This is a genomic window from Branchiibius hedensis, assembly GCF_900108585.1.
Taxonomy (GTDB): Bacteria; Actinomycetota; Actinomycetes; order Actinomycetales; family Dermatophilaceae; genus Branchiibius; species Branchiibius hedensis.
The window spans coordinates 3,237,832-3,263,330 of the sequence record NZ_UESZ01000001.1 but is presented as its reverse complement, the minus strand read 5'-3'; the positions used below and the strand labels follow the sequence as shown (position 1 = coordinate 3,263,330).

Sequence of the window (25,499 nt, the reverse complement as noted above, 5' to 3'; positions counted from 1 at the left end):
TTAAGGAGATCTGTGACCTCTCGAGCGCTCGCTAGCTGTAGTGCCCCGCCAGGTTGGGTACGCGGTCTGCGGGTGAGCCACCTTTGAGCGCGGTGTGTGCGCGGTGGTGATTGTAGATGTGCAGGAAGTCCTCGTACGCGGCGGCGCGTTCGGTCTCGCTGGTGTAGGGGCGGGCGTAGGCCCACTCCTCGGTCAGGGTCCGGTTGAACCGCTCGACTTTCCCGTTGGTTTTCGGGGTGTAGGGGCGGGTGCGTTTATGGGTGATCCCATGGTCCTGCAGCATGTTCCGGAATAGGTGGGAGCGGTAACAGGACCCGTTGTCGGTCATCACCCGGTCCGTGGTGATCCCGACCTGCGCGAAGTGCGCCACCGCCCGTTGCATGAACGCGGTCGCGGTCTCCTTCTTCTCATCGGCCAGGATCTCTGAGTAGGCGTACCGGGAGTGGTCATCGACCGCGTGGTGCAGGTAGGCATACCCCCGCCCACTGCTGGAGGTAGCACGGGAGTTAGCTTTCCCCGCAGCGCGGCCATGGACCCGGTGTCCACCCCCATCGGGGATGCGGCCCAGCTTCTTGATGTCCACGTGGACCAAATCACCCGGGGCGTCGCGTTCGTAGCGCACCACCTTTCGACGACCGGCCCGTACCGGGGCACCAGTGGCCGGGTCCGTCCAGGACAACCGAAGACACCGGTACCGGGTCAGGATGCGGTGCACCGTGGCCGGATTCATCCCCAGGTGGTAGGCGATCCGGGCCGGCCCCCACCGCCGCGAAACCCGTAACCCCAGGACTCGCCGTTCCCGGCGCCTACTGGTGCGGTGCGGACATGACTGGGGCCGGCTGGGACGATCGCACATCCCCGCCGCACCATGCTGGCGGTACCGGGCCGCCCAGCGGTGCGCGGTGGTGACCGAGACCCCGAACCGGTCTGCGGCCCGCCGCAACGGCCACCCATCGTCCACCACGCACCGCGCCAGGCGCAGGCGACCAGTCGCAGAAAGCGGGGCATTAGCGTGGACCATGAGGACCTCCGGGTTTGGGGATGTGTTTGCTTCGTCGCTTCACACCTCACCCGGAGGTCTTCCTCAAGTCACGCCGACAGGCCGAGAACCGTTCCTAACGTCCCGGGGCAGTACAGCTAGCCAGCGCTCGGCGGACACGTCGCTGCTGGGGGCGGCCGCAGGCAGCGCACCCACTCGGCGTTCGGCCGCGGCCACCAAAGCCTGACGGGCGTGCATGATTTCGGTCATTTGGACCGTGACATCGGGCCGGGCCAGCAGACACCGCTCCACCAGTTCGGGCAGCGCAGTCTTCACGCGGACGATGCCTGCATGCCGGGACGCCCGTTCAGTCTCGAGTTGTCCAGCAACTGCCATTAGTGTCGACCGGGTATTCACTGGTCAATGATGTCCCCACAGACGCCTTCCCAACATGATGTTGCCGACTCCGCCCGAGCGCGCAACATTGGCTTGCCCGCTCCCTTGACTCACCCGGCGGTCGCATGCGCACAACTCGACGCCTCGAGTGTCTAGAACATTCAGACGCGCTCCGGTCGTGTCGACGTCGCTCGAAAGTGAGGCCGTTGCGACGGGGTCTGTCCGAAACTTTGTGTAAGTGGCTTGGCGTGACGTCCCTGGCTTTGGCTGGGGCGGAAGGAAGATCGCGTCATGTCTGATGAGCAAGCGCATGGTGAGTTGGTGGCGAGGTCGTCGGCCGAGTCGGTTGACGTTGATGATCTGGCGCAGCAGCTGGTCGCTTCGGCGGTCGAGCGGCAGGTCGCTTTGACCGGTGAGGGTGGGTTGTTGACGACGCTGACGCGGCGGGTCCTGCAGGCAGCCCTGGAGGCCGAGATGAGCGCCCACCTGGGGTATGACAAGCACGCGGTCAACGGCCGCGATGGCGGCAACTCCCGCAATGGCTCCAGCCCCAAGACGGTGCGCACCGAGATCGGGGACGTGCAGATCCAGGTTCCGCGGGATCGGGCCGGCACGTTCGAACCGCAGATCGTGCCCAAGCACCAGCGCCGCCTGGCCGGGTTCGATGAGGCCGTGATTTCGCTGTACGCGAAGGGCATGACCACCGGGGACATCGCCGCTCACCTGTCCCAGGTGTACGACACCGATGTTTCCCGGGACCTGGTCTCGCGGGTCACCGACCAGGTCCTGGGTGACATGAAGGCGTGGTCGGCGCGTCCGTTGGACGCGATCTACCCGGTGATCCTGATCGACGCGATCGTGCTGAAGGTCCGCGAAGGGACGGTCGCGAACCGTCCGGTGTATGTGGCAATCGGTATAGACCTCAACGGTTTCCGCGATGTCCTGGGGTTGTGGGTCGGCCCATCGGGTGGGGAAGGAGCCAAGCAGTGGATGAACATGCTGTCGGACTTGAAGAATCGTGGCATCCTCGATGCGTGCATCGTGTGCTGCGACGGCCTCAAAGGCTTGCCCGAGGCGATCACGGCGACCTGGCCGGCCGCCACGGTGCAAACGTGTGTGGTGCATTTGGTCCGCAACAGTCTGCGGTACGCCTCCAAGAAGTACTGGCAGGCCATCACCCGCGACCTCAAGCGGATCTACACCGCCCCGTCGCTGGCGGCGGCCGAAACCGAGTTCGAGACCTTCGCGCAGCAGTGGGAACCGCTGTATCCGGCGATGGTGCGGATGTGGCGCAACTCCTGGACCGAGTTCATCCCGTTCCTGGACTTCCCTGTCGAGGTCCGCAAACTGATCTATACGACCAACGGGATCGAGTCGTTGAACGCCCGGTTCCGGGCAGCGACACGTCGACGGGGCCATTTCCCGGACGAGCAATCCGCGTTGAAGGTGCTCTACCTCGCGGTGTTGGAGCGGCAGAAGAACCGACCCAACCCCACCGGGCAGATCGCCGGCTGGAAGAACATCCTGAACGTACTATCCATGACCTACGGCGACCGCCTAGGTCTGAACTAGCCGATGCCACTTACACAAAGAATCAGACGGACCCTTGCGACGCTCGAAAATGAGGCCACCGGTTCGTGTTGTCTAGTTTGCCGTGTCTTGGGTTCTGATGCTGGGCAGGGTGTCGATCCCGCGGTTGCGTAGCCGGTAGCTGGCGCCTTTGAGGGTGAGGACGTCGGCGTGGTGGACGACTCTGTCGATCATGGCGGCGGCGACGGCTTGGTCGCCGAATACGCCGCCCCAGCCGCTGAATGGCAGGTTGCTGGTGAGGATGAGCGAGGCGTGTTCATAGCGCGATGACACGAGTTGGAAGAACAGGTTCGCGGCGTCTTGTTCGAAGGGTAGGTAGCCGACTTCGTCGACGATGATCAGGCTGTAGCGGCGCAGTCGGGCGAGTTCTTGCGGGAGTCGACCGGCCTGGTGGGCATCGGTCAGGCGGGTGACCCACTCGGTTGCGGTGGCGAACAGCACACGGTGTCCGTGGTTGGCCGCGGCGATCCCCAGTCCGGTGGCCAGGTGGGTCTTGCCGGTGCCGGGTGGCCCGAGCAGCACGACGTTGCGGGCTTCGGTGAGGAATCCACCCGAGGCCAAGGATGCGACCTGTTGCCGGACGGCGGGTTGGGCATCCCAGTCGAACTCCTCGATCGTCTTCCTCGCCCCGAACCCGGCGGCGCGGATCCGCAGCTGGGCGCCGGAGGCGTTGCGGGCGGCGACCTCACGATCCAGGACTGCGGCGAGGTACTCCTCGTGGGTCCAGCCGGCGTCCCTGGCATGATCAGCCAACCGGGCCGCGGCTTCGGTGATCCGGGGCGCCTTCAACGCTGATGCCAGGTAGGTCAGCTGTTTCAGCGCCTCGGTCGTCTCGGTCTTCTTCGTGGCCATCAGGCGACCTCCTCGCCATCGATCAGGCCGAAGGCCCGGTCGTATTCGGCCAGGTCCCGTGCCAACTCCTGGTCGGGATCGGCGGCTGGTCGGGGTAGTTGGAACTGCTCACGCAGGACTTTCGCGGCCGCGACGTGGGCCGGGTCGGTGATCGTCATCCCGCGTGCCCACACCCGCTGGTGGGCGGCGACCAGGCGGCCCTCGTGGCGGACTTCGACCCTGGCCAGGTCGGCGTGGACGTCGACGAATCTGCCGATCACGTTCGGTTCCACGGAGTAGTCGCTGCTGTCGACACGCACGTAGTAGTCACGTCCCAGCCGGACCCGGTTGACCCATCCCACCGCTGGCGGCACGGGTGGCAGCGGCAGCATCGCGGCCCGGTCGGCATCGACCAGATCGACCGGGCGAGCCTTGATGGTCCGCACGACACGGCTATTCGCCAGTCCAAGCCAGTCGCGGAACTGGGCATCGAAGTCAGCCGGTGACTCAAAGGTCCGCCCGGGCATAAAGGACGTCTCGTAGTAGCGGTTGCGGCGTTCGACCACACCCTTGGATTCAGGGTCGTAGGGCTTCAACCGCAACAGGGTGGTCGCCAAGGTGCCGGTGAACGCGCCGACTCCCTCGGCATGCCGCTTCCCGCGACCGATCCCAGTCTCGTTGTCCCAGATCAACCGACGCGGAACCCGGCCGAGGTCTTGCAGCAGTTCCCACATGCCCAGCAACAGGTCCTGGGTATGGCGGGTCGGGATCATCCGCCCGACCATGAACCGGGAATGCGCGGCAGTGATCACCATCACCGGCAGCAACGTCCTGCTGCCGTCCTCCAGCGGGATCTTCCGCGGCGGGAACCACAGGTCGCACTGCGCCGCGTCACCCGGCAACCAAATCAACCGATCGCAGGGGTCAACCGGCCGATGCTCAGGTCGCAAACGCCGCACGTTGTCACGGAACCAGGTGATCGACCCCGTCCAGCCGACCCGTTCGGCGATCACCGTCGCTGGCATGTCTGGTGTCTTCACCAGCAGTTGCCGCACCGCCGGCTCGAACGGCGTGAACGATGTCGGACCCGCTGGCCGCTCGTACTTCGGGGGCCGGTCCGAGGCCAACGCCCGCTCCACCGTCGACCTGCCAATGCCCAACTCTCGTGCGACCTGACGCTGCGGAACACCATCCGCCACCAGCCGCCGGATCAAAGCCCAATCCTCCACAGAGATCACCCATCCAATCTGTCTGGGTGGCCTCGTTTTCGACCGTCGCTATGGCCTCGTTTTCAAGCGTCGTCGACAGGTCGGGCAGCGTCCGCGAACTTTGAAACCCCAGCCCTGGCAAGAGCACGCAGGAAATCGTCAACGGCTGTCGCTGGAGGGTCGAAGCCGTCGACAAGTTCGACCAGGGCGCGAAGAGTGGTCGCGCGGTAAGTAAAGGTCGAGTTGGTCGGGGAGGAAGTCGTCAAGGTGAACCCCTTGATGTCAAACAGTTGGACAGAAGCCGCTGGGAGTCTTTGATTGTCACCAGCCCCTCGCCAACAAGGACAGCAGCTGTGACAACATGCCGGTCCTTCTGGTCGTTCGTCATCGTTGGCACCGGACTGTCGTAGCCGCTCACCATTGCGTCGGCGAAGTATCACTCCATGATGCCAACACGCTCTGCGACGAGTGCGGGGTCTTCACTATTCCTGATGAGGTTCTGCGACAGTTCGAGGAGTACGTCTCGGGACCACAACGGGCCAAACAACCTCGGTGCGCGAGTTCAAGGACGAAGTCGTCAAGCAAATGCCCCGTAGAGCACGTTCGTGTCGAGGAAGGCGAGAAAGGTCACTTATTGTCCAGCTCAGCCAGTCGCTGAACATCGGTAGGTTGACCCTCCTGGGCCTTCGAGTCGAGATTGGCACGCTGCAACTCCCGCAGGGCAGAGCGTCGCTCGGCCCGGAAGCTCTTGTGGTAGTCGATCAGGTCTTCCAACCGGACACGACGATGGCGTCCGGGCTTGTCATACGCGATGTCCCCGGCCTCCAGCAGTCGCACCAACGTCGGGCGGCTGATGCCGAGGAAGTCTGCGGCCTGTTGCGTCGTCATGGTCACCCCCTGCGGAACGATCGTGATGCCCTCGCCCGCAGCGAGCGCAGAGGTGACCTGATCCAAGATGCGGAAGATCTCGTCCGGGATGGAACGGGCCTTGCCCTCGGGATCAATGAGAGCTGCCTTCGACGAATCCTTTGCCAGGAACAGTTCCATCTCGTGCATCAATGCCGCGAAGTCCAGGATCTCCTCGCGAGCACCAGGCTCCGGCAGGTACGTCTGTGCCTTACGGGCGCCGCGCGGCGAATCGGTCGAGGTGCTCATGGCAGTACCCTAATCGACGAAACGAAAAATTCGAACGCTCCGTACATGTGTGAGCTGGTGCTCGCAGGCGCGCGTTCACGCGTCAGGAGACTTAACACGTCCAGTCGACGTGTTAAGTTTCGCGCCAATTCTTAACACGTCGGCGGCTACGAAGGGGACGCTGACGTGGAGAACCGGCTGGTCAGGCCGTTTCGGGGTCGAGATTTTCGCCAGATCCGTGGTCGATCTGGCACCAGCGACCCTTCGCGACCGCCTCACAGGCGGTGGATGACCTGAGGAATATGCCTCTGACCTGAGGTGATGTGTGGTGGAGCCAACGGGACTCGAACCCGTAACCCCCTGCTTGCAAAGCAGGTGCGCTACCAATTGCGCCATGGCCCCGAGCGCCGAGCCGAACGACCGGCGAGGGTGACGGTCAGCGTGCCGGCGGCTGATCCGACGCCTGGATCCAGACGCCCGGCTTGGCCGCTGCCGCCTGCTGCCGCTTCACGACCGCCAGAGCAGCCGCTGCCACACCAGCGAGGACAACGAGCTTCTTCACAAGAATCTCCTAGCGGCGGGCAATGCGAGCAACACGACGACCGTGCAAAACGTGGGCCTAAGAGGACTTGAACCTCTGACCTCTTCCTTATCAGGGAAGCGCTCTAACCGACTGAGCTATAGGCCCTCACACAAGACTCCCGACACTCCCGGAAGCCCGGTCGAGATTACCCCACCCGCGCCGTACCAACCAAAACGAGGATGCCAGGATCGACCGCATGCTCATCTACAAGATCCTGCGTCCCGCCGAGTGGAAGCAGTGGCAGGTCGAGGGAACCTTCGAAGGTACGCCGCTGGACCAGGCCGACGGCTTCGTCCACTGCTCGACGCGCGAGCAGGTGCCCGGCACGATCGACCGCTTCTTCAACGGCGAGACCGGCCTGGTCCTCGTCACCCTCGACGCCGACGAGCTAGCCAAGCACGTGGAGTGGGAGAACGACTTCCCGCACATCTACGCCGCGCTCACCCTCGAAGACGTCGTGGAAGCCACCCCCTACGAGCAGTAGCGACGCGGAGGGGGCTTACCCGGCAGGGTTTGGAAGCGGCTGCACCGAAATGGCGAGCGGGAGGGTGCAACGGCTTCCAAAGTTCCGCCGGGAGGGAGGGTGCGCCCGCGCCGGCGAAAAGGTCAGTCGTCCGACAGCGTCAGCCGCAACCCGCCGACTAGCGACGCACAGATGTTGTAGAGGAACGCTCCCAACGTCGCGAACGCCGTGATCAAGATGATGTCGATGAAGCCGATCACCACCGCCAACGAGACGACCTTGCCGAAGCCGATGTAATCCATCAGGTCGAACGTCGAGCCTTGCTTGTCCAGCGAGCGCAGCAAGTCGTTCAGGTCGGAGAAGACCCCCATCCCGGCCAGCACGATCCACAACAACGCGACCGCGACCACGCTGGCAATGGCGAACGCCACCGACAGCAGGAACGAAATCTTCATCACCGACCACGGGTCGACCCGCGACACCGACAGCCGCACCCGACGCGGGGTCGCCCGGGCGGGCCGAGCCTGCGCACCCGCACGAACCCCGGCCGGTCGGCCGGAGCGAGAAGCCGGCTGCCGTCCCCGCGCTGCCGCAGGAGAAGCCGGGGAAGCCGGGCGGCCAGGAGCGCCAGCGGGACGGGACGGTGCCGCCGATCGCTGCGCGCTACCGGGCAACCGGGCTGCGGTTGCCCCGGCGTTGGGGCCGTCGGACTGGCTCACTCGTCGTCTCCGGATTCGTCGGTGTCGGTCTCGGCGGAAGTCGCCTCATCCGACGGTACGGCATCCACGTCCAGATCCCCTGGAGAAGCTACGGGAGGCGTCGAACCGTCCGCCGGAGGAGCCGCCTCGTCCTCGGCCTCCACGTTGCGAGCCACAGCGACGATCGCGTCGCCCTTGTCCGGCGTCGCGAACTGGACGCCCTGCGTCGAGCGCCCGGTCCGGCGTACCTCATCGACGCGGGAGCGCACGATCTTGCCCTTCTCCATCACTACGAGGACCTCATCGCCCTCGTCGACGGTCAGCGCCCCGACCAGGTCACCGCCGCGCTCGGAGAAGTTGGCAACCTTGACCCCGAGCGTGGCCCGGCCCTTGGTCGGGTAGTCCGAGCTCGCCGTACGTTTGGCCAATCCGTTCTCGAAGACCACGAACACGTCCGGGTCGGTGCCCTCGGAGATCACACTCATCGCGAGCAGGTGGTCCCCGGACCGGAACTTCATCCCCGTCACCCCCGAGGTCGAGCGGCCCATCGGTCGCAGCGCCTCATCGGTGGCGCGGAAACGCACCGACTGACCCTTGCGCGACACCAGGAGTACGTCGTCCGCGGGCCCCGCGAGCGCCGCGCCGACCAGCTCGTCCCCATCGCGCAGATTCACCGCGATGAGTCCGCCGGAACGCGGCGAGTCGTACTCGGCCAGCCGGGTCTTCTTGACCAGCCCGTTACGGGTAGCCAGCAGCAGGTACGGCGCCGCGTCGTAGTCCTGCAGCGCCATCACCTGGGCGATCTCCTCACCCGGTTGGAAGGCCAGCAGGTTCGCGACGTGCTGACCCTTCGCGTCGCGCGCCGCCTCCGGCAACTCGTACGCCTTGGCCCGGTAGACCCGGCCGCCGTTGGTGAAGAAGAGCAGCCACTGGTGGGTGGAGGTGATGAAGAAGTGCGACACCACGTCGTCGCCGCGCAACGACGCACCGCGAACACCCTTGCCACCACGACGTTGGGCGCGGTACTCCGACACCTTGGTGCGCTTGGCGTACCCCCCGCGGGTGATCGTGACGACCACGTCCTCCTCGGGGATCAGGTCCTCCATCGACATGTCGCCGTCGTAGGGCACGATCTGGCTGCGCCGGTCATCGCCGTACCGGTCGACGATCTCGGTCAGCTCTTCACTGACGATGGTCCGCTGCCGCTCCGGCTTGGCCAGGATGTCCTTGTAGTCATCGATCAGCCGCTGCAGCTCGTCGTGCTGCTCCAGGATCCGCTGCCGCTCCAGCGCGGCCAGGCGCCGCAACTGCAGGTCGAGGATCGCGCGCGCTTGGATGTCATCGACGTCCAGCAACTCCATCAACCCGACCCGGGCCTCGTCCGCCGACGGCGAGCGCCGGATCAGCGCGATGACCTCGTCGAGCATGTCCAGCGCCTTGAGGTAACCGCGCAGGATGTGGATGTCCTGCTCGGCCTTGTCGAGGCGGAACTGGGTGCGCCGCACGATGACGTCGATCTGGTGCTCGACCCAGTAGCGGATGAACGCCGACACCGGCAGCGTGCGCGGCACCCCGTCGACCAGCGCCAGCATGTTGGCACCGAAGTTCTGCTGCAGACCGGTGTGCTTGTACAGGTTGTTCAGCACGACCTTGGCCACAGCGTCGCGCTTGAGCACAATGACCAGGCGCTGGCCGGTGCGCCCTGAGGTCTCATCGCGCAGGTCGGCGATCCCTGCGACCTTGCCGTCACGCACCAGCCCGGCGATCTTCTCCGCGAGGGTGTCCGGGTTGACCTGGTAGGGCAGCTCGGTGACCACCAGGCACTGCCGGCCCTGGATCTCCTCGACGTTGACGACCGCGCGCATCACGATCGAGCCGCGCCCGGTCCGGTACGCCTCCTCGATCCCCTTGCGGCCCATGATCAGGGCGCCCGTGGGGAAGTCCGGTCCGGGGATCCGTTCCAGTACGGCGTCCAGCAGCTCCTCGCGCGAGGCCTCCGGGTGCTCCAAGAGCCACTGCGCCGCGTCGGCGACCTCCCGCAGGTTGTGCGGCGGGATCTGGGTGGCCATCCCGACCGCGATGCCCGAGGAACCGTTGACCAGCAGGTTCGGGAAGCGGGCCGGCAACACCGTCGGCTGCAGCGTCTTGCCGTCGTAGTTCGGTTCGAAGTCCACGGTGTTCTCGTGGATGTCGCGCACCAGTTCCATGGCCAGCGGGGCCATCCGGCACTCGGTGTATCGCGGCGCAGCGGCACCGTCGTTGCCGGGGGAGCCGAAGTTGCCCTGGCCGTCGATCAGCGGGTAGCGCATCGACCACGGCTGCACCAGACGCACCATCGCGTCGTAGATCGCGGTATCACCGTGCGGGTGGTACTGACCCATGACCTCGCCGACCACGCGCGAACACTTGTTGTAGCCGCGGTCGGGACGGTACCCACCGTCGTACATCGCATAGACGATGCGCCGGTGCACCGGCTTCAGGCCGTCGCGCACATCCGGCAGCGCCCGCGACACGATGACCGCCATCGCGTAGTCGATGTAGCTGCGCTGCATCTCGGTGTTGAGATCGATCTCGTCGATCCCGCGGTTCTCCGGCGGAGTCGGTTCGTCCGGTCCGCCGGTGGTGTCGTCAGTCATGAATCCCTCTGTGTTTCAAGCAGTTTCGACAGCGTCAGCATCAAATAGCTGTGTTTGATCGGATATCTTCCTTGTGCTCCGGCTCCGGCCGCGTGCTCGCTGCGCTCGCCCACAACCTCCGCCTCGCCCTTCGTCAGATATCCAAGAACCGAACGTCTTTGGCGTTGCGCTGGATGAATCCCCTTCGGGACTCGACGTCCTCACCCATCAGCACCGCGAAGATCTCGTCGGCGGCGGCCGCGTCGTCCATCGTCACCTGCAGCAGCGTGCGGGTGTCGGGGTCCATCGTGGTCTCCCACAACTCCTCGTAGTTCATCTCACCCAGACCCTTGTAGCGCTGGATCGGGGAGTCCTTCGGCAACCGCCAACCCTTGCTCTGCCCGAGCTCGACCAGACCGTCGCGCTCCTTGTCGGAGAAGGCGAATTCGTGCTCGTGGTTGGACCACTTGATCCGATACAGCGGCGGCTGCGCCAGGTAGACGTAGCCGTGCTCGATCAGCGGCCGCATGAACCGGAAGAGCAGCGTCAGCAACAGCGTGCGGATGTGCATACCGTCGACGTCGGCGTCGGCCATCAGCACGATCTTGTGATAGCGCGCCTTCTCGATGTCGAAGTCCTCACCGATGCCGGTGCCGAACCCGGAGATCAGCGCCTGGACCTCGTTGTTGGCCAGGACCTTGTCCATCCGGGCCTTCTCGACGTTCAGGATCTTGCCCCGAATCGGCAGGATGGCCTGGTTGAACGGGTTGCGACCCTGGGTCGCAGAACCGCCCGCCGAGTCACCCTCGACGATGAAGACCTCACTGACCGTCGGGTCCTTGGACTGGCAGTCGCGCAACTTGCCGGGCAACCCGCCGCCTTCCAGGAGCCCCTTGCGTCGTGCGGTCTCCCGCGCCTTGCGCGCTGCGAGCCGAGCCGACGCCGCCGAGACCGCCTTGGAGACGATCGCCCGTCCGTCGCGCGGGTTGCTGGCCAGCCAGTGTTCGAGGTTGTCCCGTACGGCGCCCTGCACGAACCCCTTGACCTCTGAGTTCCCGAGCTTCGTCTTGGTCTGACCTTCGAACTGCGGTTCGCCCAACTTCACGGAGATGACCGCGGTCAACCCTTCCCGGATGTCATCACCGGTGAGGTTGTCGTCCTTCTCCTTGAGCAGCTTGTTGTCCCGGGCGAACTTGTTGATCAGCGAGGTCATCGCCGCCCGGAAGCCTTCTTCGTGGGTGCCGCCCTCGTGGGTGTTCACCGTGTTGGCGTAGGTGTGCACCGACTCGGAGTACGCGGTGGTCCACTGCATCGCGATCTCGACCGACAGCAACCGCTCGGTGTCCTCCGCCTCGAACGCGATGACGTTGTCGTGCACCGGTTCGTTGCGCTTGGAGGAGTTGAGGTACTTCACGTAGTCCAACAGGCCGTCGTCATAGCGGTAGGTGACGGTCTTGGGGGAGGCCTCCTCGACCGTGGTGCCCTCGGCGGCCGCTTCCTCGACCGCGGCCTCGTCGATCTCCTGCTCCCGCTCATCGGTCAGCGTGATCGTCAGACCCTTGTTCAGGAAGGCGGTCTGCTGGAAGCGGGCCCGGATCGTCTCGAAGTCGTAGTCCACCGACTCGAAGATGTCGGGGTCGGCCCACCAGGTGATCGTCGTACCCGTCTGGTCCTGCGGTCCCAGCTCACCGACGACCGACAGCGGTGCCTTGGGCACCCCGTGCTCGAACTCGATGAAGAAGCGCTGGCCCAACTGGCGCACCTCGGCGGTCATCCGCGTCGAGAGCGCATTCACCACCGACGAACCGACGCCGTGCAGACCACCGGAGACCTTGTAACCGCCGCCGCCGAACTTGCCGCCAGCGTGCAACTGGGTGAGCACGACCTCCACGGTCGAGACGCCTTCGGTCGGGTGGATGCCGGTGGGGATACCGCGGCCGTCGTCAATGACCCGCACCCCACCATCAGCCAGCAGGGTCACGTCGATCGTGGTCGCGAAGCCGGCCAGCCGTTCGTCGACCGCGTTGTCCACGATCTCCCAGATCAGGTGGTGCAGACCACGCGGACCGGTCGATCCGATGTACATACCCGGCCGTTTGCGGACCGCTTCCAGGCCCTCGAGGACCTGGATCGCGCTGGCGTCGTACACCGCGTCGGTCGAGGTGTCGGGACTACGAAGGCTCTCCTGCGGGTCCTGCTCGCTGTCGGGCTGGGGGTTGGTCGCGTCGGCCACTAGCTCGTTGCTCCTGTTCCACGGATCGCCCGGCCGCCGGGCACAGCGTGGGCACAGACTCCTCGCGGGCACCGGGAATCGCAGGTACGCCGCGGGTGGACTCACCGCTGTCAGACGGACGGGCAGCGCCCTCACCGAGGTGAGTGCGCTGTTCGCCCATCAGTCTACCGTGCGTTGGATCAGAACCGGCCTGCAGACCCACGTAATCCCCAGCCAGACCGCCGAACCAATCCCCGAATGATCCCCGCTACGTCCCTGGGGTCCTCAGCGGCTCTGCGGACGACTCACGACACCAACAGGTAAACCTCGGCTCCGGTGTCCGTCGAGCAGGTCACCAGGTCGGTCCGCACACAGTTCAACGTGTAGTCCCGGCCGGTCGCGGGCGAATGCGCAGTGACCTGGAACTGGGCCTGTCCGTCGCTGATCGGACCGGCCGCCGCAGCCGCCACGTTGGTCGCGAAACCGCAGGACGCACGCGCGTTCCCGCCGACCGTCGGTGCACAGACCTTGGCCCCAGCCGGGAACGTGCCCGCTGCGGTGGAGGTGCTCGTCTCTGACGAGGTGGACGACGACGTGGTCGGGGACGTCGATGAGGAGGTCGTGGTGGGGGACTGCGAAGTGCTGGTCTCTGACGAGGTGGGCGCCAGTGACGGCTCGGTGGACGTCTGCGTCGGCGTGGGGCTGGTCGCGGTCGCCGTCGGCAGCAGCGAGTTCGTCACCGCGGGGGTGCTGTTGTTGTCCCGGCTGGCCCACAGGTACCCGCCGACCGCGCCGACGATCGCCAACGAGGCCATGATCACCGCGATCGGCCACCAGATCGAGCGCACCGGGTCCTCCGGACCGGCTTCGTAGCGACCCTGCTCGTACGCCGCCTGCTCATACGGATCGCGCTCGTACGGCGCGCCGCCGTACTGCGATGCCCCGTACTGGGATGCGCCGTACTGGGACTGGTTGTATTGCTGCGCCGGCAGGGCCCTGGTCGCTTGCGGGTCCGTGCCCTGCCCGTAGGCCGGATCGACGTAGATCTTCGGTTTCTGCACCGGCAGATCGTGGGGTGCGACTCCGGGCGGGACGCTGACCGTCGGGTCCTCCGACCGGTCGACGGACCCACCCCCAGCAGCGCCAGCGCCACCCTGACCAGGCAATCGCACCGGCCGCGTGGGGTCGGAATCACTGGGAATCGGCCGGGTCTGTTCGGGGTCGTTCGGTTCGTTCGGGCTCACGGGTAGAGACACTCCTTGGTACGACGAACGCCCCAGGGTAGCGACCTCGCCTGGGTTGCGGTCCAACTCAGGCCGGTCAGCCGTAGGTGTCCCGGGGTCCCCGACCGCCCGTGATTCCGCGATAACCGTGCTTCCACGTCGGTGCTCCCGGGCCGACGATCCGCAGTTCGCGGACGACCTCCGGCCCCACCTGCCGCTCGATCGCACCCAGCAGGCTGGAGTTGAGCAGCCGCAGCTGCGTGGCCCAGGCCGTCGATTCCGCCCGCACCGTCAACACCGAATCCTCGAACGTGGTCGGGATGCAGTGGCTGGCGACCTCCGGCCCCACGATGTCCGACCAGCGACTGAAGACCGCCCCTGCCTGTACGTCGACCTGCCAGGCCCGCTCCTCGATCAACTTCTCGATGCCGGCCCCGAGCGGTTGTGGCTCCAACGAGTCCCGGCGCGGCGCGACCCCGGGCTGGGTGCCCGCCGGCCGGGGACGCACCCCGGGCCGCAGACCACGGTCACGGGCGGCACGGCGTACCTGGTTCAGCGCCTCCCGCGCCGCCTCCAGAGGGTCTGGTTCATCGGCCAGTTCCTCACTGGCAGAGTCGTTTTCGTCGTTCACGAAGCACTCTCCTGCGGCACCGTGATCGCGCTGACGGCCGCGCGGGTCACCTCGAAGCGCGGTCCGACCAACCCCTGCGGGATGTCGGCCGGGACCGCCGCGGTGACCAGCACCTGCTCACAATCCTCGATCAGAGCAGCCAGGCGCTCGCGGCGGCCGGTGTCCAACTCGGCGAAGACATCGTCGAGCACGAGCACCGGATCGGTCCCCAGATCGTGCCGCAGCAGTTGGTAGGCCGCGAGCCGCAGCGCCAACGCGAACGACCAGGACTCACCGTGGCTGGCGTAGCCCTTGGCCGGCAGATCACCGAGTTCGAGTTCGACGTCGTCGCGGTGCGGCCCGACCAGGGTCAGCCCGCGATCGGCTTCGGCCTGGGCGACCTGGGCGAACCGGGCGTGGGTCGCGGCGGTCAGCTCCTCCACCGTCGGCACCTGCCCGGCCGCAATCGGTTCGGCGATGTCCGGATCAAGACTGCTGCGGTAGGTCGCGTGCGCACCTCCCGCACCCGCGCTCACCTGGTCGTACGCCTGGGCCACGTGCGGTGCCAGATCGCGCAGTAACCGCAGTCGCGCGTAGAGCAGGTGGGCACCGGCGGTCGCCAGATGCTCGTTCCACGCCGGCAATGACGCCAGGACGGCGCTGCGATCCGGCGCGGTCCGGGCTGATTTCAACAAGGCGTTGCGCTGTTTGAGGATCTTGTCGTAGTCGCTGCGGGCCGCTGACCAGCGCGGTTGCCGTGCGACGAGCAGGTCGTCCAGGAACCGGCGGCGCTGCTCCGGGTCGCCCTTGACCAGCGCCAGATCCTCGGGGGCGAACAGCACGGTGCGCAACGTGCCGAGGGTTTCCCGCGGCCGGGTCGGATGCGCGTTCAACCGGGCCCGGTTGGCCCGGCCGGGGTTGATCTCGAGCTCGACCTGCTGGGTGCGCCCGTCGCGGACCACTGCGGTGGAGATGACCGCTTGTCCGGTGCCCGCCCGGATCAGCGGCCCGTCACTGGCCACGCGATGGGAACCCATCGACGCGACGTACCCGATGGCTTCGACCAGGTTGGTCTTGCCCTGGCCGTTCTGGCCCACGAACAGACTTGGCCCGGCGGCCAGCGCTAGGTCGACGTGGTCGTAGGAGCGGAAGTCCGTCAGCACCAGGTGGGCGACGTACATCAGCGCTCAGTGCACCACGCGCACCGGATCAGTGGTCGGTGACGATGGGCTTCTCGCCCTTCTTCGTCACTTCGTGACCACCGAATTCGTTGCGCAGCGCGGCGACCGCCTTCATCGCCGGGGACGCGGTGCCCTGCCGGGAGAAGAACCGCTGGTAGAGCGCGGAGGAGATGACCGGCATGGGCACGCCGTATTCGACGGCTTCCTGCACGGTCCAGCGGCCCTCACCGGAGTCGTTGACGAAGCCCTCGATGCCCTCCAGGGTGGCGTCCTTGGCCAGCGCGTCGGCCATGAGTTCCTGCAGCCAGGACCGCACGACGGTGCCGCGGGTCCAGGCCTTGAACGCGGCCGGGACGTCCTTGACGATTTCCTTGGCTTCGAGCAGTTCGTAGCCCTCGGCGTAGGCCTGCATCATGCCGTACTCGATGCCGTTGTGGACCATCTTCACGTAGTGGCCCGCGCCCACGTCACCGGCGTGCACGAAGCCTTCGTCGCGCGGACCTTCCGGCCGCAGCGCGTCGAAGATCGGCATCACCCGGGCGATGTTCTCATCCGAGCCACCCGCCATCAGGCCGTAGCCCTCGGTCTTGCCCCAGACCCCGCCGGAGACGCCGCAGTCGACGAATTCGATGCCCTTCTTGCCGAGCTCTTCGGCGTGGACGGCGTCGTCGGTGAACTTGCTGTTGCCGCCGTCGATGACCAGGTCGCCCTTGTCCAGCAGCCCGCCGAGCTCATCGACCAGGCTCTGGGTGATCCGGCCCGCGGGCACCATCAGCCAGACCACGCGAGGCGGGGTCAGCGCCGTGACCAAGTCCTGGACCGTGGCCACATCGCTGACCTGCGGATTGGTGTCGTACCCGACGACCTCATGCCCCGCGGCGACGATGCGGTCCCGCATGAATCCGCCCATCTTGCCCAGGCCGATAAGTCCGATCTGCATGGCGCTCCTTGAATGTCAGAGGTGGTGGTGCCGCGTCAGCTGGCGAACCGGACCGGCATCAGCACGTAGCGGTAGCTGTCGTCGGCGTCGCCGTCAGCTTCATTCTGCCCCGACAACACCGCCGGGCGCCCGGGTTGGGTGAAGGACAACCGGGCGTACGACGTGCCCAGGACCTGCAGCCCGTCGAGCAGGAACTGCGGGTTGAAGGCCGTTTCGATCTCCGGACCGGTCAGCGTCGCCTCGAGCGCTTCGCTGGCCTGGGCCTCCTCGCCCTGTCCCGCCTCGATCGCCAGGACGCCCTCACTGAACCGCAGCCGCACCGGAGTGTTGCGCTCGGCGACCAGGGCGACCCGCTTGACCGACTCGATCAACGCGCTGGTCTGCACGACGGCGACCGTGTCGACTGTGGTCGGGAAGATCGAGGCAACCTTGGGGTATTCGCCGTCCAGCACCCGGCTGGTCGTGCGCCGCTGACCGGCTTCGAATCCGACCAGGCCGTCACCGCCGGCGGCCGAACCGAACGCAACGTCGACGCTGCCGCCCGCGCCGAGCGCCTTGGCGGTGTCAGACAAGGTCCGGGCCGGGATCAGGGCGACGTACGCCGCGTCCGCGCTCGTGGGGTTCCAGCTGAGTTCACGTTGGGCCAGGCGATACCGGTCAGTGGCCAGCAGCGTCACCTTGTCACCGTCGACCTCGACCCGGACACCGGTCAGGATCGGCAGGGTGTCGCCGCGGTCGGCCGCGATCGAGACCTGGGCGACGGCCTGGGTGAACGCCGTGCCGTCGATCGAGCCGCTGCCTTCGGGAGCGGTCGGCAAGGTGGGGTAGTCCGCGGTCGGCATCTCGTGCAGCGCGAACCGGCTTGAACCACAGACCAACTGGACCTTGGTGCCGTCGGAGGTCAGCAGCACCGGCTTGTCCGGCAGGGAGCGGGCGATGTCCGACAGCAACCGGCCGTGCACGAGGGCGGTGCCGGGCTCGTCGACATGGGCTGCGACGGTGACCTTCGCGGACACCTCGTAATCGAAGGCGCTGAGGGTCAGGCCGTCGTCGCTGGCTTCGAGCAGCACCCCGGCCAGGACCGGGACCGGCGGGCGGGCGGCCAGACCCCGGACGGCCCAGGTGACCGCATCCGCCAAAACGTCACGTTCGACTTGCAGCTTCACCGACCAGACCGTCCTTGCTTCTTTTGAAGTGCCCTGCTGAATGCCACGGATTTGAATGCCACGGATTGGCCCGCCCGAAAACTGGCTGCGGGCGTTCCGCCCCTGACCCTAGCCCGGCGGTATGACGGCAACAACAGCAAGGTGTGTCCGGGTGGTCGCGGCCCGATGCGTTCCGTGCTGGCATTCGTCCACAGTCCCCATCGTGGTGGGGGTTCCGGGAAACCCTGGATAGAGAGTTCTCGTCGTTGTCGTAGCGGTTGGGGATCACGGGGATAACTCGCAACGTTGCAGGTCGCAGCGGGTTCGCGGCTGTGGATAACGTCGGGACAGTGCGGGCGGCTTTCCCCGGTCCGGACTCGACCAGGTGCGGCGTCCACGGGCAATCCCCGGATCGAGGCCACCAGAAGGCACAGTTATCCACCGTTTTCGCGATACTTGTGCACAGATCTGTGGATAACGAGGGACGCGCGTTCTCCACAGGGTTATCCACAGACGGGGGATAGCGGTACGTGACGTACCGGTAAGTACGCCTTCAGAGTGCGAGCGATCAGGAGTTGCCGGAGGTTGCCGCGCGCCGCACGATCTGGGTCAGTTCGCTGATCTGGTCATAGAGCGAATGTCGTTCCGGCAGCAGCTGGCGGATCTTGCGATCGGCGTGCATCACCGTGGTGTGGTCGCGGCCGCCGAAGTACTGCCCGATCTTCGGCAGCGACAGGTCCGTCAACTCGCGGCACAGGTACATCGCGACCTGGCGGGCGTTGACCAAAGTCCGCGAGCGGGACGCGTCGCACAATTCATCGATGGTCACGCCGAAGTAGCGGGCGGTCTCGCGCATGATCAGTGGGGCGGTCACCTGGCCGGCGCTGGCGCTAGGTACGAGGTCCTTCAACACGTGCGCCGCCAGGGCCGGATCCACCTGGCTCTGCGTGACCGATCCGTAGGCGGCGACCCGGATCAGCGCCCCTTCGAGTTCGCGGATGTTGCTGGGCACCTTGTCGGCGATCAGGCTGAGGACGTCGTCGGAGATCTCGATGCGGTCGGTGATCGCCTTTTTGCGCAGGATCGCGATGCGGGTCTCCAGGTCCGGCGGTTTGACGTCGGTGGTCAGCCCCCATTCGAAGCGGGACCGCATCCGTTCTTCCAGGCCGTTGAGCTGCTTGGGCGGCTGGTCACTGGTCAACACGATCTGCTTCTCGCTGTTGTGCAGCGCGTTGAACGTGTGGAAGAACTCCTCCTGGGTGCTCTCCTTGCCCTGCAAGAACTGCACATCGTCGATCAGGAGGACGTCGACGTTGTCGCGGTAGCGCTTCTGGAAGCTGCTGGCCTTGTCATCGCGGATCGAGTTGATGAAGTCGTTGGTGAACTCCTCGGAGTTCACGTACCGGACCCGAGACTGTGGGTAGTACGAGCGCACGTAGTGCCCGATGGCGTGCAGCAGGTGGGTTTTGCCCAGTCCCGAATCGCCGTAGATGAACAACGGGTTGTAGGAGCGGGCGGGTGTCTCGGCGACGGCCTGGGCGGCTGCACAGGCAAACCGGTTACCGGCCCCGATCACGAACGTGTCGAAGGTGTATTTGGGGTTCAGCCGGGTGTCATCCCGCTCGGTCACCATCGCCGGTCCGTGCCCGGAGGTACTGGGCCGCTGGCTGATCGGTTGGGCCGCCCCCTGCGGGGGTGCGGAGTCGAACGGGCGCGGGGCAGGCGGTTGCTCGGTGTAACTGTCCACCAGGGTCAACGTCGGGACGTCGTCCGCCGCGATTGCCTGCGCCTCGGCCAGATCCTCAGCGGTCTCGGAACTCTCGGTGCCGCGCAATGACTGATCAACCGTCACCGCGATCGTCAGATCCCGCCCCACTGCCCGGCTCAACGAGGTGCGGACCGGTTCGGCCAGCGTGGATTCCACGGCTGTCTTGGTGTTGTCGAACGGAACCGCGATCAACGCGGTGTCGCCGAGCACGCCCACCAGACGTGCGATCTGCAGAAAACCTCGCTCTTTGGCGGGGATCCCGGAATCAGCCAGGTCGAGCATCACGGTGTGCCAGATGTGAGCCAGATCGGGTTCGGAATCCTCCAAAGCCACCGGTGCCCCCTTTGCGCCCAACAGGTCTCGTTGCGATCAGCGTGCCATCGCGTCCACGGCACACCAAAAGTTATCCACAACAGTGTGCACAGCTGTGGAAAGCGATCTTCGGGCGGGGGGACGGTGACTAGAAGACCCGACCGTAACAACCTGGTCACGCCCGCGGCAACCGTGAGTGGCACAAAGTTTGCTTCGTCGGCGTGTCGCTACCGGGAACCGGTGGCTAACCGCGGTTTGGTGGCCTGTTCTGCGGTGGAAAGACCGGATCTGGTGCACTTTGTCGGTGAGCACCCGGTGCCGCGGCGCGGTCCGTCCGTTGTCCCGCGCCATCGCTGGTTTGACCCGTTGTATGCACCAACGTAAAGTTGACGAGGCCTGTTGCGTCCTGCGTGCGTCCGGTTCCGCCGGTATAACCCGTCCAGAAGCGATCGGGCCGAGAACTTCCGCGGCAGTCCGCGGTTTGCAGTGACACCCATGGGCCACCTGGTCCGCCACCGACGGAGTTATTGACGTGAGTAAGCGCACTTTCCAGCCGAACAACCGCCGCCGTGCCCGCAAGCACGGTTTCCGGCACCGCATGCAGACCCGCGCTGGTCGGGCGATCCTGTCCGCCCGCCGTAGCAAGGGCCGCGCGAGCATCTCTGCCTGAGCTGCTGCGCTCATGCTGGCGCGCCGCCACCGTCTACGCACCCCGGACCAGTTCCGGGCGGCGACTCGACGAGGTGGGACGCGCCGAGCCAGCGGATCGATGGTGGTGGTGCAGATGCGCACTCACAGCATGACCGACCCGGGCCCGACCCGGGTCGGTTTTGTCGTGTCCAAGGCAGTTGGCGACGCAGTCACCCGTAACCGGGTGAAGCGCATTCTGCGACACGCCGTCGCTGCCAGGCTCGCTGCGGTCGGCGACGGCCAGGACATCGTCATCCGTGCTCTTCCGGCGGCCAGCGCCGCCGTCTCGGAGCTGGGGTCGCGCCGTCTGCGCGCCGAGCTCGACACGTTGCTCGATCGGCTGTGCGACACCTCCCACGCGCCGTCGTCTGCGCTGGTCGCGCCGTGACCGGTGTCGGCCGGCTGCGGGCCGTGGTGCGCGGCGTGACCACTGCGCCGCTGCTCGCCCTGATCTGGTGCTACCAGCACCTGATCAGCCCGATGACGCCCCCTACCTGCCGGTTCTACCCGAGTTGTTCGTCGTACGCCGTGACGGCGTTGCGCCGTTTCGGCCTGATCCGTGGGAGTTGGCTGACGCTATGCCGGGTGCTGCGGTGCAACCCCTGGAACCCTGGGGGCGTCGACCACGTTCCGCACAGAGAGGGCGATCACGGCGCTGATTCGACTGGCCACGCCGAGCGCCGTCATCACCCGGAGCCGACCGCCGTACCGTCAACCAGGTAGCTCACCCCGCACTCACCTGCGGACCGGTCACGTGACCGCCCGCCCCTGCAGCAGTTAAGGACAGCATGGACACGATCCTCTACCCACTCGAATGGTTCGTCGCCTTCGTGATGGTGGGGTTCCACAAGATCTTCTCGACGATCGGGCTCAACCCGGAGTCGGGCTGGACCTGGGCACTGTCCATCGTCGGACTGGTGGTGGTCCTGCGTATTTTGCTGATCCCGCTGTTCGTCAAGCAGATCAAGTCCTCGCGCCGGCTGCAGCTGATTCAGCCCGAGATGCAGAAGATCCAGGCCAAGTACAAGGGCAAGAAAGATCCTGAGTCTCGGCAGAAGCAGACCCAGGAAATGATGGAGCTGTACAAGCGGGAAGGCACCAACCCGTTCAGCTCCTGTTTACCGATCCTGCTGCAGGCGCCGTTCTTCTTCGCACTCTTCCGGGTGCTGAACCACCTGGGTCAGATCGGGTCCGGGGCGATGAAACCCATCGGCCCGTTGACCCAGGAGCTGGCCCGTCAGGCCGAGTCGTCCTCGATCTTCGGGGCGAAACTCTCGTCGACCTTCCTGGGATCCACTGACTCCGCGACCAAGATCGTCGCCGTCGTCCTGATCATCATCATGTCTGCCACGGTGTTCACCACTCAGCAGCAGTTGATGCGCAAGAACATGCCTGCTGCTGCCTTGGACAACCCAATGGCCAAGCAGCAGAAGATGATCATGTACATCATGCCGGTGTTCTTCGCCATCTCCGGCGTGAACTTCCCGATCGGTGTGCTGCTCTACTGGGTGACCACCAACCTGTGGACGATGGGTCAGCAGTTCTACACGATCCGTCGGATGCCGGCGCCCGGTTCGGCCGCCGAGAAGGCCCTGGAAGCGCGCCGCGCCGCCAAAGGACAGTCCATCGCCAAGGTCACCATCCCGGGCGTGTCGTCCGCGACGATCGCCGAGGGCGAGTCCGCGGCGCCGGCACCGGGTACCCCCGGACTGGCCACCGCTGACGGAAACGCGGCAGGCAAGGCCGGCGGTCAGCGCGTGCAACCCAAGAAGAACAACAAGAAGCGGAAACGCTAGGGCTCACCGCCCCCTCATCGTTGAACCCACCCCGTGATCGGAGTCCCATGACCGACATCAACACCACTTCCGCGGCGGACGAGACCACTGTGCAGGAGCAGTCCGTCGACACTGTTACGTCCGAAGAGACGACGACCGCCGAGACCGGTGACGAATCCGGGCAGTCGCCGGCCGGCGGCGGTAAGGCTGCCCGTCTGGAGCGCGACGGCGAGATTGCGGCCGACTATCTGGAGACCCTGCTGGACATTGCCGACCTGGACGGTGACATCGAGGTCGACGTCGACGGCGACCGGGCCGCGATCTCCATCGTGGACAGTGACGACGGCCGCGCACCGCGCAGTCTGGTTGGTCCGCGAGGCAAGGTGCTCGAGGCACTGCAGGAGCTGACCCGATTGGCTGTGCAGGCGGAGACCGGCGACCGGTCCCGGTTGATGCTGGACATCGCGGGCCACCGCTCGACTCGGCGTACCCAGTTGGAGTCCTTGGCCCACGAGGCGTGCGAGCAGGTCCGCAGTTCGGGTCAGCCCCAGCGCCTGGAGCCGATGAGCGCCTTTGAGCGCAAGGTAGTGCACGACGCAGTGCTGAAAGAGGGACTCGGTTCGGAATCCGAAGGCGCCGAGCCGAACCGCCGCGTCGTCGTGCTGCCCGGCTGACCCGCCGGAGCCACGTTTCACGTGAAACCATCCGCAGAGATGGTCAACGACGAACCCGCCGAGGTGCCCGAAGCGCCCGAGGCAGCGCGCAGCTACCTGGGTGAGCAGTTCGAGTTGATGAGCCAGTACGTCGGGCATCTGGCGACCAGCGCCATCAGCCACGGTCTGATCGGGCCCCGGGAGCGGGACACGCTGTGGACCCGGCACGTCCTGAACTGCGCCGTGCTCGGTGAGCTCATCGAACCGGGAGAGTCGGTCATCGACGTCGGATCGGGCGCCGGCCTACCGGGGTTGGTGCTCGGCATCAGTCGCCCGGACCTCGACGTCACGCTCGTCGAGCCGCTGCTACGGCGAAGCACCTGGCTGTCCACGGTGGTTGCGGATCTGGGTCTGACCAATGTGACGGTCCGCCGAGACCGGGCCGAAGCGGTCCACGACCTGCAGGCGCAGGTCGTGACCTCCCGCGCGGTGGCGCGATTGGATCGACTGACCGGATGGTGCGCGCCATTGGTGGCTGCGCATGGCCGGGTCATCGCGATCAAGGGCGCCACGGCGTACGAGGAAGTGGCTGAGACACGGGATTCGCTGACCGCGCTCGGTGTGGTGGATACCCGTATCACTCAGTGTGGCGTGGCGGTCGTCGACCCCCCGACGACCGCGGTCGAGCTGGTTTTCGGGGATGAGGCCACGATCGCTACTGCCGCCAAACGGGGATCCGGCCGCAAGAAGCAGCGGTCGAAGAACCGGCGCCGCCAGGCCTGACTCGCGCCGGTCGGTGTCCACGGGCGCGGCCAGCGCGCCCGATCAAGGAGTTCGGCCGGGGCCCGGTTGGTCGCGAGTCGTCCGGATGGAAGGATCGAACAATGCCAGGACGATCATCGCAGCGGGCTGCGGAACGTACATCTGTTGGCTGGATCGCGCCGTCAGCCGGCGCAGTACGCCGCGTGGGGACGCACCTCGATGCGGACTCGAGTTCAGCCGCGCACGGCGAGGCCCGGTTCGGCCGAGCCGTCGCGGTGGGATGGCGGCCGCCGAGCCCCGAACCGCGCACCGTGATCGGACGGACGCTCCCATCCCCTCCGGTAGCGCCAGCGGGGACTGGATCGGTGACAGCCCGGCAGGGTGATGGTTTGTCCCTTGCCGTGCCCAGCTCGAGTGATCGCGTCCCTAGCTCGAGCGTGGCGCACTCGTCGTCGGCCGATGGGGGCAGCCCCGATGGTGGCAGCCCAGACACGGGCAGCGCCGACACGGGAAGCGCCGATAGCGCCGAGAGTGACCCCGACGACGATGACAGTCCTGACGGCGATGACGATTCCGATGGTGATGAGAACTCCAACGGCGACCAGGGGGACGTCGACGAGGGGGATGGTGACGACGGCCTGCCGTCCGTTTCACGTGAAACAGAGCCAGCCAGCCGGCAGCCGGCCGAGATTCCGCCGCGGAGCCCCGGCGAGGCCGATGACGAGCCCGCCCAGCCCGCCAAGGTCGCCGAGCCCACCGACGTCGCGGAGCCCGAAGGAGACACCCCGGACACTCCGCTGGCGGCCCGGATCGCCGACGAACAACGCCGTCGAGTCGTCGCGAACCGCACTGCCGTGCCCCGGCCGCCGGCGCCCCGGGTGATGACCATCGCCAATCAGAAGGGCGGGGTAGGCAAGACCACCACCACCGTGAACGTGGCCGCTGCCTTGGCCCAATCCGGACTGAACGTGCTGGTCGTCGACATCGACCCGCAGGGCAACGCAAGTACCGCGCTAGGGATCCCGCACCACGCGGAAGTCCCCAGCATCTACGACGTGATCACCGATGATCGGCCACTGGGTGAGGTCCTACAGGAGTGTCCCGACGTTCCGGGGCTGTGGTGTGCGCCGGCGACGATCGACCTAGCGGGAGCGGAGATCGAGTTGGTTGCCCTGGTGGCCCGCGAATCGCGACTCAAGCGGGCGGTGGAGGAGCACCTGGCCACCATGAGCGACGACGATCGCTTCGACTACGTCCTGATCGACTGCCCGCCCAGTCTGGGATTGCTCACCGTGAACGCGTTCGTCGCCGCCGCGGAGGTGTTCATTCCGATCCAGTGCGAGTACTACGCGCTCGAAGGCCTCAGCCAGCTCCTGAAGAACATCGGCATGATCCGGCGGCATCTCAATCCTCGCCTGGAAGTGTCGACCATCTTGCTGACCATGTACGACGGGCGCACCAACCTGTCCTCCAATGTCGCCGACGAGGTCCGCGCGCACTTCCCCGATAACGTGCTGCGTACCCAGATCCCGCGATCGGTGCGGATCTCGGAGGCACCCAGCTACGGGCAGACCGTGCTCACCTACGACCCGTCGTCCAGCGGCGCGCTGTCCTACCTCGAAGCAGCCAAAGAACTCGCGCTGCGGTCCGCACCCGCCGCGACCTGACCGAAAAGATCAACTAACCGGATGACCGGGTCGCCCGCACGACCGAGTTGCGCGGGCCCCAGAT

The 25,499-nt window shown here is 66.2% G+C and carries 25 protein-coding genes and 2 tRNA genes; 9 read left to right on the top strand and 18 right to left on the bottom strand.

The features are described 5' to 3' along the window. Positions 1-31: 31 nt before the first annotated feature. Complete coding sequence (locus DR843_RS15820; RefSeq protein WP_109683633.1) at positions 32-1,021, bottom strand: IS481 family transposase; 990 nt, start codon at positions 1,019-1,021, stop codon at positions 32-34. A gap of 63 nt (positions 1,022-1,084) precedes the next feature. Further along, positions 1,085-1,315: a hypothetical protein gene (locus DR843_RS19845; protein WP_146202600.1), complete on the bottom strand. Its 231-nt coding sequence runs from the start codon at positions 1,313-1,315 to the stop codon at positions 1,085-1,087. Between the two features lie 351 nt (positions 1,316-1,666). On the opposite strand from DR843_RS19845, the gene DR843_RS15815 reads away from it, so the two are divergent. Next, positions 1,667-2,947, top strand: coding sequence for an IS256 family transposase (locus tag DR843_RS15815; protein WP_172461486.1), 1,281 nt, complete (start codon positions 1,667-1,669; stop codon positions 2,945-2,947). 72 nt (positions 2,948-3,019) lie between these two features. Here DR843_RS15815 and istB read toward each other — a convergent pair whose 3' ends face one another. From istB to DR843_RS15790, 7 genes are all read right to left on the bottom strand, one after another. Next, a complete protein-coding gene (istB, locus tag DR843_RS15810; RefSeq protein ID WP_109683679.1) occupies positions 3,020-3,817 on the bottom strand; it encodes an IS21-like element helper ATPase IstB in 798 nt (265 codons plus the stop codon). Further along, entirely contained in the window at positions 3,817-5,034 is a 1,218-nt protein-coding gene (gene istA / locus DR843_RS15805; protein WP_109683678.1) for an IS21 family transposase, read from the bottom strand. Before istA ends, istB begins: the two co-directional genes overlap by 1 nt. Before the next feature lie 53 nt (positions 5,035-5,087). Beyond that, on the bottom strand, positions 5,088-5,444 hold the full coding sequence (locus tag DR843_RS20990) for a VapC50 family PIN domain-containing toxin (protein WP_483995135.1): 357 nt from the start codon (positions 5,442-5,444) through the stop codon (positions 5,088-5,090). A 187-nt stretch (positions 5,445-5,631) separates the two neighbouring features. Beyond that, entirely contained in the window at positions 5,632-6,159 is a 528-nt protein-coding gene (locus DR843_RS15800; RefSeq protein ID WP_109687336.1) for a helix-turn-helix domain-containing protein, read from the bottom strand. 305 nt (positions 6,160-6,464) lie between these two features. Then, positions 6,465-6,540 (bottom strand) — tRNA-Ala (locus DR843_RS15795). Positions 6,541-6,574: 34 nt separating this feature from the next. Next, a complete protein-coding gene (locus DR843_RS20400; RefSeq protein ID WP_211310263.1) occupies positions 6,575-6,700 on the bottom strand; it encodes a DLW-39 family protein in 126 nt (41 codons plus the stop codon). A gap of 52 nt (positions 6,701-6,752) precedes the next feature. After that, positions 6,753-6,826: transfer RNA gene (locus DR843_RS15790), tRNA-Ile, on the bottom strand. Between the two features lie 91 nt (positions 6,827-6,917). On the opposite strand from DR843_RS15790, the gene DR843_RS15785 reads away from it, so the two are divergent. Beyond that, complete coding sequence (locus tag DR843_RS15785) at positions 6,918-7,205, top strand: DUF952 domain-containing protein (RefSeq protein WP_109687334.1); 288 nt, start codon at positions 6,918-6,920, stop codon at positions 7,203-7,205. A gap of 122 nt (positions 7,206-7,327) precedes the next feature. Here DR843_RS15785 and DR843_RS15780 read toward each other — a convergent pair whose 3' ends face one another. From DR843_RS15780 to dnaA, 9 genes are all read right to left on the bottom strand, one after another. Further along, a complete protein-coding gene (locus tag DR843_RS15780; protein ID WP_245934157.1) occupies positions 7,328-7,903 on the bottom strand; it encodes a DUF3566 domain-containing protein in 576 nt (191 codons plus the stop codon). After that, complete coding sequence (gene gyrA, locus DR843_RS15775) at positions 7,900-10,518, bottom strand: DNA gyrase subunit A (protein ID WP_109687332.1); 2,619 nt, start codon at positions 10,516-10,518, stop codon at positions 7,900-7,902. Before gyrA ends, DR843_RS15780 begins: the two co-directional genes overlap by 4 nt. 133 nt (positions 10,519-10,651) lie before the next feature. Further along, on the bottom strand, positions 10,652-12,730 hold the full coding sequence (gene gyrB / locus DR843_RS15770; RefSeq protein ID WP_109687330.1) for a DNA topoisomerase (ATP-hydrolyzing) subunit B: 2,079 nt from the start codon (positions 12,728-12,730) through the stop codon (positions 10,652-10,654). A gap of 284 nt (positions 12,731-13,014) precedes the next feature. Further along, the gene (locus DR843_RS15765; protein WP_109687327.1) at positions 13,015-13,953 is read right to left on the bottom strand and encodes a hypothetical protein; all 939 of its coding nucleotides are present in this window, start codon (positions 13,951-13,953) and stop codon (positions 13,015-13,017) included. A gap of 76 nt (positions 13,954-14,029) precedes the next feature. Next, positions 14,030-14,563, bottom strand: coding sequence for a DciA family protein (locus tag DR843_RS15760; protein ID WP_245934156.1), 534 nt, complete (start codon positions 14,561-14,563; stop codon positions 14,030-14,032). Then, positions 14,560-15,723 carry a DNA replication/repair protein RecF gene (gene recF, locus DR843_RS15755; RefSeq protein ID WP_109687325.1) on the bottom strand — a complete coding sequence of 388 codons (1,164 nt, stop codon included), beginning with the start codon at positions 15,721-15,723 and terminating at the stop codon, positions 14,560-14,562. Before recF ends, DR843_RS15760 begins: the two co-directional genes overlap by 4 nt. A 28-nt stretch (positions 15,724-15,751) precedes the next feature. Beyond that, positions 15,752-16,663 carry a phosphogluconate dehydrogenase (NAD(+)-dependent, decarboxylating) gene (gene gnd, locus DR843_RS15750; protein ID WP_109687323.1) on the bottom strand — a complete coding sequence of 304 codons (912 nt, stop codon included), beginning with the start codon at positions 16,661-16,663 and terminating at the stop codon, positions 15,752-15,754. A 35-nt stretch (positions 16,664-16,698) separates the two neighbouring features. Continuing rightward, entirely contained in the window at positions 16,699-17,829 is a 1,131-nt protein-coding gene (dnaN, locus tag DR843_RS15745) for a DNA polymerase III subunit beta (RefSeq protein WP_109687321.1), read from the bottom strand. Positions 17,830-18,376: 547 nt separating this feature from the next. Beyond that, positions 18,377-19,858 (bottom strand): chromosomal replication initiator protein DnaA, encoded by a 1,482-nt coding sequence (dnaA, locus tag DR843_RS15740; RefSeq protein ID WP_109689065.1) that lies wholly within the window; start codon positions 19,856-19,858, stop codon positions 18,377-18,379. Between the two features lie 562 nt (positions 19,859-20,420). On the opposite strand from dnaA, the gene rpmH reads away from it, so the two are divergent. From rpmH to DR843_RS20810, 7 genes are all read left to right on the top strand, one after another. Further along, on the top strand, positions 20,421-20,558 hold the full coding sequence (gene rpmH, locus DR843_RS15735; RefSeq protein ID WP_109687320.1) for a 50S ribosomal protein L34: 138 nt from the start codon (positions 20,421-20,423) through the stop codon (positions 20,556-20,558). Between the two features lie 12 nt (positions 20,559-20,570). Then, positions 20,571-20,966, top strand: coding sequence for a ribonuclease P protein component (gene rnpA / locus DR843_RS15730; RefSeq protein ID WP_109687318.1), 396 nt, complete (start codon positions 20,571-20,573; stop codon positions 20,964-20,966). Continuing rightward, positions 20,963-21,301: a membrane protein insertion efficiency factor YidD gene (gene yidD / locus DR843_RS15725; protein ID WP_109687316.1), complete on the top strand. Its 339-nt coding sequence runs from the start codon at positions 20,963-20,965 to the stop codon at positions 21,299-21,301. The genes rnpA and yidD overlap by 4 nt, the downstream gene beginning before the upstream one ends. A 65-nt stretch (positions 21,302-21,366) precedes the next feature. Continuing rightward, complete coding sequence (gene yidC, locus DR843_RS15720; RefSeq protein ID WP_109687314.1) at positions 21,367-22,374, top strand: membrane protein insertase YidC; 1,008 nt, start codon at positions 21,367-21,369, stop codon at positions 22,372-22,374. Positions 22,375-22,421: 47 nt separating this feature from the next. Beyond that, positions 22,422-23,027, top strand: coding sequence for a Jag family protein (locus tag DR843_RS15715; protein ID WP_109687312.1), 606 nt, complete (start codon positions 22,422-22,424; stop codon positions 23,025-23,027). 39 nt (positions 23,028-23,066) lie between these two features. Beyond that, a complete protein-coding gene (gene rsmG / locus DR843_RS15710) occupies positions 23,067-23,789 on the top strand; it encodes a 16S rRNA (guanine(527)-N(7))-methyltransferase RsmG (RefSeq protein WP_109687310.1) in 723 nt (240 codons plus the stop codon). Between the two features lie 416 nt (positions 23,790-24,205). Further along, entirely contained in the window at positions 24,206-25,435 is a 1,230-nt protein-coding gene (locus tag DR843_RS20810; protein WP_281268881.1) for a ParA family protein, read from the top strand. Positions 25,436-25,499 lie beyond the last annotated feature (64 nt).

Bases quoted from the DNA above. Each gene is read 5' to 3' on its own strand.
- rsmG (WP_109687310.1), top strand. From the start codon at position 23,067: ATGGTCAACGACGAACCCGCCGAGGTGCCCGAAGCGCCCGAGGCAGCG.
- rnpA (WP_109687318.1), top strand. From the start codon at position 20,571: ATGCTGGCGCGCCGCCACCGTCTACGCACCCCGGACCAGTTCCGGGCG.
- DR843_RS15785 (WP_109687334.1), top strand. From the start codon at position 6,918: ATGCTCATCTACAAGATCCTGCGTCCCGCCGAGTGGAAGCAGTGGCAG.
- DR843_RS15800 (WP_109687336.1), bottom strand. From the start codon at position 6,159: ATGAGCACCTCGACCGATTCGCCGCGCGGCGCCCGTAAGGCACAGACG.
- yidC (WP_109687314.1), top strand. From the start codon at position 21,367: ATGGACACGATCCTCTACCCACTCGAATGGTTCGTCGCCTTCGTGATG.
- istB (WP_109683679.1), bottom strand. From the start codon at position 3,817: ATGGCCACGAAGAAGACCGAGACGACCGAGGCGCTGAAACAGCTGACC.
- gnd (WP_109687323.1), bottom strand. From the start codon at position 16,663: ATGCAGATCGGACTTATCGGCCTGGGCAAGATGGGCGGATTCATGCGG.
- DR843_RS15715 (WP_109687312.1), top strand. From the start codon at position 22,422: ATGACCGACATCAACACCACTTCCGCGGCGGACGAGACCACTGTGCAG.
- DR843_RS15815 (WP_172461486.1), top strand. From the start codon at position 1,667: ATGTCTGATGAGCAAGCGCATGGTGAGTTGGTGGCGAGGTCGTCGGCC.
- DR843_RS15820 (WP_109683633.1), bottom strand. From the start codon at position 1,021: ATGGTCCACGCTAATGCCCCGCTTTCTGCGACTGGTCGCCTGCGCCTG.
- dnaA (WP_109689065.1), bottom strand. From the start codon at position 19,858: ATGCTCGACCTGGCTGATTCCGGGATCCCCGCCAAAGAGCGAGGTTTT.
- recF (WP_109687325.1), bottom strand. From the start codon at position 15,723: ATGTACGTCGCCCACCTGGTGCTGACGGACTTCCGCTCCTACGACCAC.
- gyrA (WP_109687332.1), bottom strand. From the start codon at position 10,518: ATGACTGACGACACCACCGGCGGACCGGACGAACCGACTCCGCCGGAG.